The sequence below is a fragment of the Exiguobacterium sp. SH3S3 genome (assembly GCF_004337115.1).
In the GTDB taxonomy this organism is placed as follows: Bacteria; Bacillota; Bacilli; order Exiguobacteriales; family Exiguobacteriaceae; genus Exiguobacterium; species Exiguobacterium aurantiacum_A.
The window spans coordinates 53,282-66,848 of sequence record NZ_SJUU01000010.1; the positions used below are offsets into that span (position 1 = coordinate 53,282).

General features: G+C 52.8%; 14 protein-coding genes. 1 reads left to right on the top strand and 13 read right to left on the bottom strand.

What is annotated here, in order from left to right:
* Nucleotides 1-37: 37 nt before the first annotated feature.
* The 12 genes from clpX to EVJ28_RS10430 all read right to left on the bottom strand — a co-directional run bounded on the left by clpX (nt 38) and on the right by EVJ28_RS10430 (nt 11,104).
* Nucleotides 38-1,306, bottom strand: coding sequence for an ATP-dependent protease ATP-binding subunit ClpX (gene clpX / locus EVJ28_RS10375; protein ID WP_016508522.1), 1,269 nt, complete (start codon nt 1,304-1,306; stop codon nt 38-40).
* Nucleotides 1,307-1,516: 210 nt separating this feature from the next.
* Nucleotides 1,517-2,809 carry a trigger factor gene (gene tig / locus EVJ28_RS10380; RefSeq protein ID WP_070327725.1) on the bottom strand — a complete coding sequence of 431 codons (1,293 nt, stop codon included), beginning with the start codon at nt 2,807-2,809 and terminating at the stop codon, nt 1,517-1,519.
* A 98-nt stretch (nt 2,810-2,907) separates the two neighbouring features.
* Nucleotides 2,908-3,813: a hypothetical protein gene (locus tag EVJ28_RS10385; protein WP_131457402.1), complete on the bottom strand. Its 906-nt coding sequence runs from the start codon at nt 3,811-3,813 to the stop codon at nt 2,908-2,910.
* Nucleotides 3,814-4,358: 545 nt separating this feature from the next.
* Entirely contained in the window at nt 4,359-4,871 is a 513-nt protein-coding gene (locus tag EVJ28_RS10390; RefSeq protein ID WP_131457406.1) for a metallophosphoesterase family protein, read from the bottom strand.
* A gap of 5 nt (nt 4,872-4,876) precedes the next feature.
* On the bottom strand, nt 4,877-5,467 hold the full coding sequence (locus EVJ28_RS10395; protein ID WP_131457408.1) for an XTP/dITP diphosphatase: 591 nt from the start codon (nt 5,465-5,467) through the stop codon (nt 4,877-4,879).
* Nucleotides 5,464-6,213 carry a ribonuclease PH gene (rph, locus tag EVJ28_RS10400; RefSeq protein WP_070327729.1) on the bottom strand — a complete coding sequence of 250 codons (750 nt, stop codon included), beginning with the start codon at nt 6,211-6,213 and terminating at the stop codon, nt 5,464-5,466. Before rph ends, EVJ28_RS10395 begins: the two co-directional genes overlap by 4 nt.
* Nucleotides 6,206-7,012 (bottom strand): glutamate racemase, encoded by an 807-nt coding sequence (gene racE / locus EVJ28_RS10405; RefSeq protein WP_071399352.1) that lies wholly within the window; start codon nt 7,010-7,012, stop codon nt 6,206-6,208. The genes rph and racE overlap by 8 nt, the downstream gene beginning before the upstream one ends.
* Nucleotides 7,013-7,130: 118 nt before the next feature.
* On the bottom strand, nt 7,131-7,394 hold the full coding sequence (locus EVJ28_RS10410) for a phosphocarrier protein HPr (RefSeq protein WP_021066838.1): 264 nt from the start codon (nt 7,392-7,394) through the stop codon (nt 7,131-7,133).
* A gap of 72 nt (nt 7,395-7,466) precedes the next feature.
* Nucleotides 7,467-7,907, bottom strand: a complete 441-nt coding sequence (locus tag EVJ28_RS10415) for an acyl-CoA thioesterase (RefSeq protein ID WP_131465509.1) — start codon at nt 7,905-7,907, stop codon at nt 7,467-7,469.
* Between the two features lie 9 nt (nt 7,908-7,916).
* Complete coding sequence (gene sdhB / locus EVJ28_RS10420; RefSeq protein WP_173647397.1) at nt 7,917-8,705, bottom strand: succinate dehydrogenase iron-sulfur subunit; 789 nt, start codon at nt 8,703-8,705, stop codon at nt 7,917-7,919.
* A gap of 8 nt (nt 8,706-8,713) precedes the next feature.
* Complete coding sequence (gene sdhA / locus EVJ28_RS10425; RefSeq protein ID WP_070327732.1) at nt 8,714-10,471, bottom strand: succinate dehydrogenase flavoprotein subunit; 1,758 nt, start codon at nt 10,469-10,471, stop codon at nt 8,714-8,716.
* Nucleotides 10,472-10,486: 15 nt separating this feature from the next.
* Entirely contained in the window at nt 10,487-11,104 is a 618-nt protein-coding gene (locus EVJ28_RS10430) for a succinate dehydrogenase cytochrome b558 subunit (protein ID WP_070327733.1), read from the bottom strand.
* A gap of 224 nt (nt 11,105-11,328) precedes the next feature.
* Between EVJ28_RS10430 and EVJ28_RS10435 the strand changes: the two genes are divergently transcribed.
* Nucleotides 11,329-11,721, top strand: coding sequence for a YslB family protein (locus EVJ28_RS10435; RefSeq protein WP_236634132.1), 393 nt, complete (start codon nt 11,329-11,331; stop codon nt 11,719-11,721).
* 31 nt (nt 11,722-11,752) lie between these two features.
* Here the strand turns inward: EVJ28_RS10435 and uvrC are convergent, their stop codons facing one another.
* Nucleotides 11,753-13,537, bottom strand: coding sequence for an excinuclease ABC subunit UvrC (uvrC, locus tag EVJ28_RS10440; protein WP_131488859.1), 1,785 nt, complete (start codon nt 13,535-13,537; stop codon nt 11,753-11,755).
* Between the last annotated feature and the right edge of the window lie 30 nt (nt 13,538-13,567).

Below are 13,567 nucleotides of genomic sequence, written 5' to 3' on the forward strand. Positions count from 1 at the left end.
GTTGTGCCGAGTGTTTGAGCCTTTTTCGTTAAGAACTTTAAGCTGTTTCTTGGTTGTCCCCTGTCTGTTCGACAGTACCATCACGAAGAACATATTTCGGACCGGCAAGACCCGTAATCGTTTCGTCTGTAATGATGACTTTCTCGATATCGTCACGCGATGGGACGGTGAACATCACATCGAGCATCATTTCTTCGATAATCGAGCGGAGACCACGTGCACCTGTCTTACGTTTGATCGCAAGTTTGGCAATTTCAATCAACGACTCGTCTGTGAACGTGAGTTCGACATCGTCGAGTTCGAGCATCTTCACGTACTGACGGACGAGCGCGTTTTTCGGCTTCGTCAAGATTTCGACGAGCGCTGACTCGTCGAGTGTCATGAGCGTCGCCATGACCGGTAGACGTCCGATAAATTCAGGGATCAAGCCGAATTTTTGAAGGTCTTCCGGCAATGCGCGGGCGAGCAAGTCTTCTTGCGTCATCTCGCGATTTTCTTGTTCGTTCCCGAAACCGATGACTTTCTTCCCGATGCGGCGTTTGACGACCGCTTCGATGCCGGCGAATGCGCCGCCGACGATGAAGAGAATGTTCGTCGTATCGATTTGGATAAACTCTTGATGCGGATGCTTCCGTCCACCTTGTGGCGGTACGCTCGCAGTCGTCCCTTCAAGAATCTTGAGCAAGGCTTGTTGGACCCCTTCACCAGACACGTCACGCGTGATCGATGGGTTTTCCGACTTGCGGGCAATCTTATCGATTTCATCGATATAGATAATCCCTTTTTCAGCCTTCTCGACATCGTAGTCAGCCGATTGGATCAGCTTGAGCAAGATGTTCTCGACGTCTTCCCCGACGTAACCGGCTTCCGTCAAGCTCGTCGCATCCGCGATTGCGAACGGGACGTTCAAGACGCGAGCCATCGTCTGAGCGAGAAGCGTTTTACCGCTACCAGTTGGTCCGATCATGACGATGTTCGACTTCGAAAGTTCGACATCATCAGAACGGCCACCGGCGTTGATGCGTTTATAGTGGTTATAGACAGCTACCGAAAGCGCACGTTTCGCCCGGTCTTGGCCGATGACATACTCGTCAAGGACGTTACGGATCTCTTGTGGTTTTGGAATGTCTTTGAATTCGACTTCTTCTTCGACACCGAGCTCTTCCTCAACGATTTCATTGCAAAGTTCAATACATTCGTCACAAATGTATACGCCAGGACCGGCGACTAGTTTACGGACTTGTTCTTGCGATTTCCCGCAAAACGAGCATTTAAGTTGTCCCTTTTCCTCGTTAAATTTGAACATTCGGTACACCCCTTCTGAATGAAAATGGATGTAAGTGCGATAAATCGCCTATTTGTATTTTCAGGTGCAAAGCACTCACGAAAAAACATTTACATCTCTGCGTTGCAATAATTGTAGCATGAACATATAGCGACATCAAAGATTAACACATACAAAGTGTCATTACAGAAAAAAGGACGACTGCGTGGCAGTCGCCCTCCTCTCATCTAATTACTTCGCTTTACCAGTTTCAACGAGGATGTCGATCGCCTTACGGAATTTGAGGTCACCTTTAAGTGTCTCGATTCCGCCTTGCGGTGCGAGCATCGTACGGAGTTGGTCCGGTGCGATGTTGTAGAGTTTAGACATTTCTTCGAGTTCTTTCTCAGCATCTTCATCAGTCACTTCGATCGCTTCTTTTTCAGCGATTGCTTTCAAGACGAGACGAGCTTTAACGCGCTCTTCAGCTTGCTCTTTCATCTCTTCACGCATAGCTTCTTCTGTTGTGCCAGTGAGTTCGAAGTACATGTTGAGGTCGATGCCTTGTGAAGATACACGAGTACCGAACTCTTGAACCATGCGGTCTACTTCTTGGTCGATGAGGATTGCAGGTACGTCGATTGTCGCGTTAGCAGTTGCTTGCTCAACGAGTTGGTCGCGCATCGTGCCATCAGCTTCTTGTTGCTTCGCAGCTTCTAAGCGCTCACGAATTTTCGCTTTCAACTCGTCGAGTGATGCTACTGACTCGTCGATGTCTTTTGCGAACTCGTCGTCGAGCTCAGGAACTTGCTTCGCTTTTACTTCGTGAAGTTTGACTTTGAACGTCGCTGGTTTACCCGCCAAGTTGTCAGCGTGGTACTCTTCAGGGAATGTTACTTCGATGTCTTTTTCTTCACCAGCAGTCATGCCTACCATTTGCTCTTCGAATCCAGGAATGAATTGACCTGAACCGATTTCAAGTGTGTAGTTTTCAGCCGTGCCACCTTCGAATTGCTCGCCTTCAGCGAAACCTGCGAAATCAAAGACAGCTGTATCGCCGTTTTCGACTGCGCCTTCTTTAACAGCAAGTTCTGCGCCTTGCTCTTTGAGGGCGTCAAGTTCTGCTGCGACTTCTTCGTCTGTGACGTTCGTTTCTACAGCATCGTACTCGAGACCTTTGTAGTCGCCGAGCTCAGCTTCTGGTTCAACCACGAATGTTACTTTGAAAGTAACCGGCTGACCTTTTTCGAGCGTGCCATCAACGTCGATGTTTTCGAGAGCCATTGGTTCGAAACCAGCTTCTTCGACTGCAGATTGGATTGTGTCACGGTAGAGGATATCAAGCGCATCTTGGAAGAGTGCTTCTTCTCCGTACATTTTGTTGAACATTGGACGTGGCAATTTCCCTTTACGGAAGCCAGGTACGTTCAAGTTTTTGACGACATCTTTAAATGCTGCGTCGACTGCTTTATTGAATGCTTCTGCAGGTGCTTCGTACGTGAGTACGCCTTGGCTACCTGATGTTTTTTCCCATTTTGCTGTCATGCTAAGTCCCTCCAACAAATTCGTTTATTCTTCTATACCGTACAAAAATGTACAACAATCAGTATTATAGCATAAATCCGGTGACTGCACACAAGGATTTAGTCTAGAAACGCTTGCGTGAACCGGATATCCGCCTCTAAAATTTCAGCCGCGAGCCCGTCTGTTCCTTCATCGTTCAGGATTGCTGCTTTCGCTCTCACGACGGCTGTTTCGATTTCAGATGCCTCACCCGGTGTGAACGGATAGTGCGTATACATGTAGTTCATGAGCAGTTGCGTCGCGATTTCGTCGCCTTTGACGGCCTTCTGCAAATCGTGGACCACATGCTCCCATTCGTCCATCTTCACCTGTGCCTCTGCCTGCGTCAGCCGATGATGCGTTTCGAGGTCGACCCATTCGATGACGGACAGTTCTTCGAACGCTTTTTCGAGCACGATCAGCTTCATCAATTTCGGGCGATCTTCAAGGAGCAGTCCCTTCAATACGTTGTCGAGTACGTCATCGATATTGAAATGGACGTGCTCGAGCAGTTCAATCTGTTCCCCGACACTGCCACGATGAACCGTCCGTTTCAGTTTGGCGATGGCCGCCGGAAACTCGGTCATCTTAAGTACTTGGAGCACTTGGTAAGCTTGGGTGTTCACTTGATCGGCCTTGTCTTGCCACTCTAAATATTGATGGATCCAGTGTGCCGCCTCGAAAGGTTGGTCACGCATGATGTAGTACTGGGCAATTTGAAGCCCGCCGGCTGCCGGTTCTTCTGCCTCATGAATCTGCGTCGTGACGAGTTCTTCGAGTTTTTCAAGCGTTTCCGGCTCTTCCGGACGCTCCATCAAACATTGAAAAATTTCCATGAAAATAAACTGATCGCCTTTGACGGCCGCGTACCAATCCCATAGGATCGGCTCGACCCGTTGCCGCTCCCCGGCCGCGTCCGCTTCTTGAATCATCTTCTGCAGCCGCGACCAGTTCCCTGGAAACGGGTACTCCCGCTCTTTTTCCATCTTCACACACCCTTTCTTCCATCCATCTCCATCTTCCTTAGGAATTGCTGCGTTGTCAATCAATACCCCGGAAAACGAAAAAAGAGACAACCTCCGTGGAGGCTATCTCTATTTTAAATGGAAGTGTCCCAAGAGGGATTCGAACCCCCGACCGACGCCTTAGCTTACCACCATGGCTTTCGCCACCAACGCATGTTGTTTGTAGTCTGGACTATATCTTCACCATTTCAGGTGCGACACGTGTAGTCTCTACGGAACCTCACGAACAAATTGTTCCTTCAATGGTTCTACCTCTAAAGGCTGACCCTTTAGTCCTTTGAACCACCTTGACCTCGAAAGGATACAAGTTTCCTCGGTATTACCATCAGCATGATCTGTTAAGGCTTCACCGATATAGTGTCGTCCACTCTATAGGTTTCTGTTTCCCTATAAAGGCTCCTATTTGTCTTGAAGGGCGTTGCTCTATCCAGCTGAGCTATTGGGACATTGACAAGAAAACTATAATAGAAAAATGCTTTGCTGTCAATTGGTTCTTTCTGTTTTGTTCAAAGTTGTCCGGACAAGTCTAAATCTTCGACGTGCGTCCCGTCCTCCGACCGGTAAAACCGGACCGCTGCCTGACCGGCATCAAGGTCGATCAACGCGTACGTCTTGTCCGAGCGTCCGCGCGGCATCCGGATCGAGCCAGGGTTCACGTAGAGCACACCGTCTTCGATGACGGCCCCGGCTACGTGCGAGTGGCCGTACAAGACGACGTTCGCCCCGATTTCCTCGGCCCGATAACGCAACCGGTTCAAATCGAACTTCACGTCATGGTGATGGCCGTGGACGATTAAAACCGTACCTTCAGGTGTCTCTTCGACCCGTTCGAGCGGCAAGTCGCCCCCGAAGTCACAGTTCCCGCGGACGGTCCGATACGGCAACAAGTGCTCGTCGACGAGCGCGAGCTGGGAGTCGCCGCAATGAAACGCGTCCTCAATCTCAGTTTCATGCCGAGTAAAGATAGTCGATAGTTCGTCTGTCAATCCGTGACTGTCACTGACTACGAGAAAACGCATACACCTCAACCTTTCATAAATGGAATGATTTCTGCCTCTAGTTTTCTTAACGCCTGACCGCGGTGACTGACCGCCGCCTTTTCGTCACGCTCGAGCTCTGCTGCCGTCTTATGGAGCGACGGGACGATAAAGAGCGGGTCGTAACCGAATCCATTTTCCCCGTGAGGCGCATAGCCGATCGTGCCTTCGATTGCCCCGCGCACCGTCAACGTCTCGCCTGTCGGTTTGGCGAGGCAGAGTGCGCAGACGAAGCGGGCCGAGCGGTCGTTCGCCCCGTTCAACTTCTCGAGCAGGAGCGCGTTGTTCGCCGCGTCCGACTTCTCAGGACCGGCGAAGCGGGCCGAATAGACACCTGGGGCACCGTCGAGCGCATCGACTTCAAGCCCCGAGTCGTCGGCGAGGACGGCGTGCCCAAAGTAACGGGCCGCCTCGGTCGCTTTCAGTTCGGCGTTCGCTTCGAACGTCGTGCCCGTCTCATCCGTTTCCGGTGCATCCGGATAGTCCAAGAGCGACTCGACTTCAAAGCCGAGCGGCGTGAGCATCCCTTCGATTTCAACCACTTTCCCTTTGTTGCGTGTCGCGACAATCAGTTTCATATCGTTTCCTCCATTTGTTCCCCGACATACCACCATGAGGCACCGAGCGCGTCTTCTGCTGCTTTGAACAGCGTCTCGATCCCACCTTGGGCCATCTGTAGCATCTCATTCATTTCTTGCAGCGTGAACGTCGCTTCTTCACCCGTGCCTTGCACTTCGACGAAGCGTCCGCTCGCCGTCATGACGACGTTCATGTCAACTTCGGCCGCCGCGTCTTCTTCATAGTTCAAGTCGAGCAACAGCTCGTTCGTCCGACCGACCGAGATGGCGGCGACGCCTTCTTTGATCGGCGTGTCGCCGAGCTTGCCTTGACGGATGAGCGCGTCGACCGCGAGCACGAGTGCACAAAATCCGCCTGTGATCGATGCTGTCCGTGTACCGCCGTCCGCTTGGATGACGTCACAATCGATCCAGATCGTCCGTTCGCCGAGCCGTTCCAAGTCGACGACCGAACGGAGTGAACGCGAAATCAACCGTTGAATCTCCATCGTCCGTCCTGTCTGCTTACCGCGAACGGATTCCCGGACGGTCCGGTTACCCGTCGCCCGTGGCAGCATCGCGTACTCGGCGTTGATCCAGCCTTGCTTCTTCCCGCGCAGGAAGTTCGGGACGCGTTCTTCGACCGTCGCCGTACAAATCACTTTCGTGTCCCCGATCGAGATCAAGACCGAGCCTTCGGCATGTTTGTTCACGTGCGGAATGATCTCAACGGTCCGCAGTTCATCATGTTGTCTTTCGTTACGCATCGACACCAGACACCTCTACTTTCTCCGCTTTCACGGGTTGGCCAAGCCACTCTGTCGCTAATCGGTTGAAGATGGCGACATCCCCGGTCGCATAAAACTGATGCGTCGGGATGGTATCCAAATCGTTCTCAAGTTCTTTAAAATCAAGGATTGCTGCCACTTCGAGCGCCGTCTCATCACCTGACGAAATCAAGTGGACATCGGGTCCGACGACGTCTTGGATGACCGGCGCTAGCAACGGATAATGGGTGCACCCAAGGATGAGCGTGTCCATCTCCGAATCTTGGAGCGGCAGGATCGTCTCGGCGACGATCGACCGGACGCGTTCGCCGCTCAATTCGCCGGCTTCGACGAGCGGGACGAACGGCGGGCAAGCGAGCGAATAGACATCGATCTCGCCCGCGACGTGACGGAGCGCCGTCTCGTACGAATTACTCTCGACCGTCATCTTCGTGCCGATGACACCGATATGTTTGTTGCGCGTGCCTTTGACGGCGGCCCGGGCGCCCGGGTCGATGACACCGATAACCGGGATGTTGAGGCGTTTGCGCGCTTCTTTCAAGACGACGGCCGTCGCCGTGTTGCAGGCGATTACGATCATCTTGACGTCTTTCTCTAATAGGAATTCAATCAATTCCCACGTATATGCTTCAATCTCATCGTGCGGGCGCGGCCCATACGGACAGCGCTCCGTGTCGCCGATATAGATGATTTCTTCTTTCGGCAGCTGGCGGATCAGTTCTTTGACCACGGTCAAACCGCCAACACCTGAATCGAGTACTCCAATCGCTCGTTTCATGAATATCACTTCCATTCCCATCTATCTTACCAAAAAAGCCGTATCCAAAAAAGAAACGGTGTCATGACAAACAAAAAAAGACGAGGTAGCCGATTGGCCGCCTCGTCCGTTGCCCGAATTACTGAGCAAGACCTTCGCTAGTGAGCATGTCAGAAAGCGTGTTAACCGCTTCTTCTGCATCGTCTCCTGCTGCAGTGATCTTGATTGTTGAATCTTTAGCGATTCCGAGTGAAAGTACACCCATGATCGACTTCAAGTTAACTGTCTTACCGTTGTACTCAAGGTTGATATCTGATTGGAACTTAGAAGCTGTGTTGACCAACTGAGTAGCTGGACGAGCGTGGATTCCTGAATCAGCAACGACTGTGAATGTTTTTTCCATGACGTGATAGTCTCCCTTCAAATCTGAATTCTGCAGGCGAACCGGCAGAAATTTTTGTTTGTGAACTCATTATCAAATGATAGCGGATTCGCAAAAATTCTGCAAGCGATTTTTATATTCTGGAGTCCATTCGGCCGGGCGACCGGTTTTTGACAAATGCACGAGGCTCGTACGGCCCGCGAACATGAGTTGATCTCCATCATATGCGCCGTAATGAATATCACATGAAGTGTTTCCGACCGTCAAGACATTGGCATACACTTTCAACTGTTGCCGCGGCATCACTTGTCGGACGTAATCGCACTGGGCGTCCGCCACGACGACGAAACCGTCTTTCAAGGAAAATCCTGTCGTTTCGAGCAGCTCGATCCGCGCATCCTCAAAATAGATGAACGGGATCGTGTTATTCATATGGCCGTACGGGTCGCACTCCGAAAAGCGGACTTTGACGTCGAGCTCGATTCCTGACCTGACACGCGTTTCCCAACCGGGTTCCCGAAAATACTTTGACATCGACAAACGTTACGCCTCGACCGCAGAACCGGTGCGACCTTTGTCGCTGCCGAAGAACTGTTTGAACGAGTGAAGCGTCGTCTGACGGTTCATCGCGGCGATTGACGTCGTGAGTGGAATGCCTTTCGGACAAACCTCGACACAGTTTTGCGCGTTTCCGCACTGCATGATGCCCCCGTCTTCCATGAGCGCTTCGAGACGTTCTTCCGCGTGGAAAGCGCCGGTCGGATGCGAGTTGAAGAGACGGACTTGTGAGAGTGCGGCCGGGCCGATGAAGTTCGACTTGTCGTTGACGTTCGGGCAAGCCTCAAGGCAGACACCGCACGTCATACATTTCGATAACTCATACGCCCATTGACGTTTGTTCTCTGGCATCCGTGGTCCTGGACCGAGGTCGTACGTGCCATCGATCGGTACCCACGCCTTCACTTTTTTCAAAGCGTCGAACATGCGCTGACGGTCGACTTGAAGATCACGGATGACCGGGAACGTCTTCATCGGAGCAAGGCGGATCGGCTGCTCGAGTTTATCGACGAGCGCCGTACACGACTGGCGCGGCTTGCCGTTGATGATCATCGAACAAGCGCCGCACACTTCCTCAAGACAGTTCATGTCCCAGGTGATCGGTGTCGTCTTGTTGCCTTCAGCGTTGACCGGGTTACGGCGGATCTCCATGAGCGCCGAGATGACGTTCATGTTCGGACGATATGGGACCGAGAACTCTTCCGAGTAGGTCGCTTGATCCGGACCGTCCTGGCGTTCGATGATAAAACGAATATCTTTATGCTCAGACTGCATCGGCGTCGTCATTTCGTCTTCGCCCCTTTCTTCGAGTAATCCCGTTTACGTGGCGGGATTAACGAAACGTCGATCTCTTCAAACGAGATATCGACTTCCCCTTCGTTGTAACGTGCCATCGTCGTCTTCATGAACAACTCGTCATTCCGTTCCGGGAAGTCCGGTTTGTAATGAGCGCCACGGCTCTCGTCGCGTTTAAGGGCGCCGAGCGTGATGACGCGCGCGAGGTCGAGCATGTGGTCGAGTTGACGGATGAACGAGGCACCTTGGTTGCTCCAGCGCGCCGTATCGGTCGCTGAGATGTTGTTGAAGCGTTCGCGTAGCTCGCGTAGCTTCAAGTCTGTCGCTTCGAGCTTATCGTTGTAACGAACGACCGTGACGTTGTCAGTCATGAGTTCGCCGAGTTCCCGGTGAATCTGGTAGGCGTTCTCCGTACCTTCCATCGCGAGGATGTCATTGAACCGCTCGATTTCTTCACGTTCGTTGAAGTTGAAGAGCGCTTCTGGCACGCTCTCGGTCGCTTGGTCAAGACCGCGCATATAGTTGACCGCCGCAGGACCGGCCTCCATCCCGCCGTACACAGCAGACAAGAGTGAGTTCGCGCCGAGACGGTTCGCCCCGTGCATCGAATAGTCACACTCGCCGGCTGCGAACAGCCCTGGGATGTTCGTCATTTGATCGTAGTCGACCCATAGTCCGCCCATCGAATAGTGAACGGCCGGGAAGATCTTCATCGGTACTTTACGCGGATCGTCGCCGACGAACTTCTCATAAATTTCAAGAATACCGCCGAGCTTGATGTCGAGTTCTTTCGAATCTTTATGCGACAAATCGAGATAGACCATGTTCTCGCCGTTGACGCCGAGCTTTTGGTTGACGCAGACTTCGAAAATCTCACGTGTCGCGATATCACGCGGTACGAGGTTGCCGTAGTCCGGATACTTCTCTTCAAGGAAGTACCAAGGTTTTCCGTCTTTGTATGTCCAAACACGTCCACCTTCTCCACGCGCCGACTCACTCATGAGCCGAAGCTTGTCGTCCCCTGGGATCGCCGTCGGGTGGATTTGGATGAACTCCCCGTTGGCGTAGACGGCACCTTGGCGGTAAACCGCACCGGCCGCTTGCCCTGTGTTGATGACCGAGTTCGTCGATTTGCCGAAGATGACACCTGGGCCGCCTGTCGCGAGGATGACCGCATCCGATGGAAACGCTTTAATTTCCATCGAGCGTAAATCCTGACAGACCGCACCGCGGCAGATACCCGTTTCGTCGACGATGGCACGGAGAAACTCCCAGCCCTCATACTTCTCGACAAGACCTTGCGCCTCGAAGCGACGGACTTGTTCGTCTAGCGCGTACAAGAGCTGTTGCCCTGTCGTCGCGCCGGCGTAAGCCGTCCGATGATAGAGCGTGCCCCCGAAGCGGCGGAAGTCGAGCAGACCTTCCGGAGTCCGGTTGAACATGACGCCCATCCGGTCGAACATGTGGATGATTTTCGGTGCCGCTTCCGCCATCTTTTGGACTGGCTGTTGGTTGGCAAGGAAGTCCCCGCCGTAAACCGTGTCATCGAAGTGTTGCCAAGTAGAATCCCCTTCCCCTTTCGTGTTGACGGCTCCGTTGATGCCGCCCTGAGCACAAACTGAATGTGAACGCTTGACCGGTACAAGCGAGAATAGTTTAACCGGAACACCCATCTCTGCCGACTTGATTGTCGCCATGAGTCCAGCTAGACCGCCACCGATGACGATCAAACTTTGATTTGCCATATACATTTCCCCCTATTACAAGATGCCCGCGAACGTCAAGATTGAACGGATGCCGACAAAAGATAGTGCCAAGAACACGGCTCCAGAGACGTAGCTCATGAAGTGTTGTGAACGCGGCGACTGTGTGATTCCCCACGTGATGGCAAACGACCAGAGACCGTTCGCGAAGTGGAACGTAGCCGAGAGGATCCCGACTATGTAGAAGATGAGCATGAGCGGATTGTCGACGATGTTTTGCATCATCTCCGCATTGACCTCGACGCCACGCAACTTCGCCAAGCGCGTTTCCCAAACGTGCCACGCGATGAAGATGACGAGGAATACGCCCGTGAAGCGTTGGATCATGTACATCCAGTTCCGCGCGTAAGAGTATCGGTTCGTGTTGACCGAACCGAGGAAGGCGTAATACACGCCGTACACACCATGGAAAATCATCGGCAAAGCAATGATTGTCACTTCAAGGAAGTACAAGTACGGTAAGCTCTCCATAAATTTTGCTGCCTTGTTGAACGATTCCACCCCATCGACGATATAGTAGTTGACCGACAAATGGACGATCAAAAACAGACCGATTGGAATGACCCCAAGTAGCGAATGGACTTTACGACTGAAATAGTCACGACGCGCTGCCATTCTAGTTCCCCCTTTTCACGAGCCCTTGGCTCGTTTTGTAAATAAAAGCGTTTTCAAATGTAAATATAGCTTTATGTCTCCTATTCTACTCTTGTGAAATTTGTATGACAAGATAACCTAGCCGATTTGTCCCACATTCTTTTAGAAAATACCCGGTGACCAAATCCAAATTGGTCGTTATAATAGTATAGAGAGATTGGAGTGATGGAAGAAAAATGGAAACGATGAGCCAACCCACTTTCGCGATCGAACTGCTTCGCGACTATGTGTTGACAGATTTGCTTGGAGACGATTATGCCCAAGTCATCTATTGGTCCGGGAAACGGGTCGCCCGCAAATTCCCGACGATGCCGAATGAAGAACTGACTGCGTTCTTTTCGGAAGCCGGTTGGGGGCAGTTGACGCTCGTGAAAGAAAAAGAGAGCAAGTTCGTGTTTGAACTCACTCCGCCGCCTGCGACCCAAGAGAAAGCGAACGGATATTACCAGCTCGAGGCTGGTTTTTTGGCCGAACAGATTGCCGGTCGTTTCCAATGCGTCGCCGAAGGCTATGCCGACCCGGGGCGTCAGGCCGTCCACATCACCGTCCAATTAGACCAAAAAGATACGTACGAATAAGAAGAGCCGATGCGGTCGCATCGGCTCTTTCTCATTCATCTGTCTTCTCATGCACATGCTCGAGCACGATCTCGGCGAGCTTCTCAGGTAGTCCCGCTTCTTTCAACTGTTCGAGCGAGGCGAGACGGATCTGTTTCATCGACCCGAAATGACGGATCAGTTGCTGACGCCGCTTCGGTCCGACACCCGGGATATCGTCGAGCACTGACTGCGTCATCTTCTTCGTCCGCAAGCTGCGGTGGAACGTGATGGCGAAACGGTGAACCTCGTCTTGCATCCGTTGCAACAGATAGAACGCGCTTGACCGCGAGTTCAATTCGACGACACCGCCGCCTTCACCGAACAGAAGCTGGCTCGTCCGGTGGCGGTCATCCTTCTTCAGCGATCCGACCGGCAAATCGAGGCCGAACTCATTCTGCAACACGTCAAGGGCGGCGTTCAACTGGCCGAGTCCCCCATCGATCAATAGAAGATCCGGCAGACGTTTCTCCTCGGTCAACAATCGCCGGAAACGGCGACGGACTACTTCGCGCATCGTCTCGTAATCGTCTGGTCCTTGGACGGTCCGGATCTTGTACTTCCGATATTCTTTCTTGAGCGGCTTGCCGTCCTCGAAGACGACGAGCGCCGAGACGGCGTCAGCCCCTTGGATGTTGGCGTTATCGATGATGTCAACGCGCGACAAGTTCGGGATACCGATCGCCTCACCGAGCTCACGCATCGCGAGCAATGTCCGCTCTTCATCACGCGCGAGCAGTTCGAACTTCTCGTTCAAGGCGATGCCCGCGTTCTTCGTCGCGAGCTCGAGCAACTGTCGTTTCGCCCCGCGTTTCGGTTGCATCACTTTCGTCCCGAGCGCCTCGACTAACAAGTCGATCCGGACAATCTCTGGGACGAGCACTTCTTTCGGCAACACGTTCTGCTCATAGAACTGGACGATGAAGCTCTCGAGTTCTTCTGACGGTTCCCCGTGGAGCGGGAACAACGAGACGTCGCGTTCGATCATCTTGCCGCCGCGCATATAGAACACTTGGACGCACATCCAGCCCCGGTCGAGCGTATAGCCGAAGACGTCGCGCGCCGTCGGGTCGGCCGTGATCATGTTCTGTTTGTTCATGATCGATTCGACGGCCCGGATCTGATCGCGGAGCTCGGCCGCCCGCTCGAACTGCATGTCCTCGGCCGCCCGGTGCATATCGACTTGGAGCTTGGCGAGCGTCTCGCTCGTCTCCCCGTTCAAGAAACGGCGGATCTCTTGGACGATCGACTTCTGCTCGTCGGTGTCGACAGCGAGTTCACACGGTCCGAGACATTGGCCGATGTGGTAGTACAGACAGAGCTTCCGTGGCATCGGCTGACATTTCCGGAGCGGATACAGCTTGTCGAGCAACCGTTTCGTCTCGTTGGCGGCGTAGGCGTTCGGGTAAGGGCCGAAGTAATGGCCCCCGTCCCGTTTCAGCTTCCGCGTCGTGAGCAGCCGCGGGTACGGCTCGTTCGTGACTTTAATATACGGATACGACTTGTCGTCTTTCAACCGGATGTTGTATTTTGGGTCATGCTTTTTAATGAGCGTCATCTCGAGCAAGAGCGCCTCGAGCTCGCTCGCCGTGACGATATATTCGAAGTCACGGATCTCGGCGACGAGACGCATCGTCTTAATGTCGTGTGCCCCGGTAAAGTACGAGCGGACGCGGTTCTTTAAGTTTTTCGCTTTCCCGACGTAGACGACCTCGCCATACTCGTTTTTATGCAAGTAACAGCCTGGGTCGTCCGGGAGCAGCGCCAATTTATGTTTAATGTGGTCAGTTTGACTCAAATTTTATCACCTCAGTTTAGCTTCCTCCAA

Excerpts from the sequence above, each read along its gene's own strand:
- EVJ28_RS10430 (WP_070327733.1), bottom strand. The coding sequence starts at position 11,104 with ATGGCAGCGCGTCGTGACTATTTCAGTCGTAAAGTCCATTCGCTACTT.
- EVJ28_RS10385 (WP_131457402.1), bottom strand. The coding sequence starts at position 3,813 with ATGGAAAAAGAGCGGGAGTACCCGTTTCCAGGGAACTGGTCGCGGCTG.
- EVJ28_RS10410 (WP_021066838.1), bottom strand. The coding sequence starts at position 7,394 with ATGGAAAAAACATTCACAGTCGTTGCTGATTCAGGAATCCACGCTCGT.
- EVJ28_RS10415 (WP_131465509.1), bottom strand. The coding sequence starts at position 7,907 with ATGTCAAAGTATTTTCGGGAACCCGGTTGGGAAACGCGTGTCAGGTCA.
- clpX (WP_016508522.1), bottom strand. The coding sequence starts at position 1,306 with ATGTTCAAATTTAACGAGGAAAAGGGACAACTTAAATGCTCGTTTTGC.
- EVJ28_RS10390 (WP_131457406.1), bottom strand. The coding sequence starts at position 4,871 with ATGCGTTTTCTCGTAGTCAGTGACAGTCACGGATTGACAGACGAACTA.
- racE (WP_071399352.1), bottom strand. The coding sequence starts at position 7,012 with ATGAAACGAGCGATTGGAGTACTCGATTCAGGTGTTGGCGGTTTGACC.
- EVJ28_RS10395 (WP_131457408.1), bottom strand. The coding sequence starts at position 5,467 with ATGAAACTGATTGTCGCGACACGCAACAAAGGGAAAGTGGTTGAAATC.
- tig (WP_070327725.1), bottom strand. The coding sequence starts at position 2,809 with ATGACAGCAAAATGGGAAAAAACATCAGGTAGCCAAGGCGTACTCACG.
- EVJ28_RS10435 (WP_236634132.1), top strand. The coding sequence starts at position 11,329 with ATGAGCCAACCCACTTTCGCGATCGAACTGCTTCGCGACTATGTGTTG.
- rph (WP_070327729.1), bottom strand. The coding sequence starts at position 6,213 with ATGCGTAACGAAAGACAACATGATGAACTGCGGACCGTTGAGATCATT.
- sdhB (WP_173647397.1), bottom strand. The coding sequence starts at position 8,705 with ATGCAGTCTGAGCATAAAGATATTCGTTTTATCATCGAACGCCAGGAC.
- sdhA (WP_070327732.1), bottom strand. The coding sequence starts at position 10,471 with ATGGCAAATCAAAGTTTGATCGTCATCGGTGGCGGTCTAGCTGGACTC.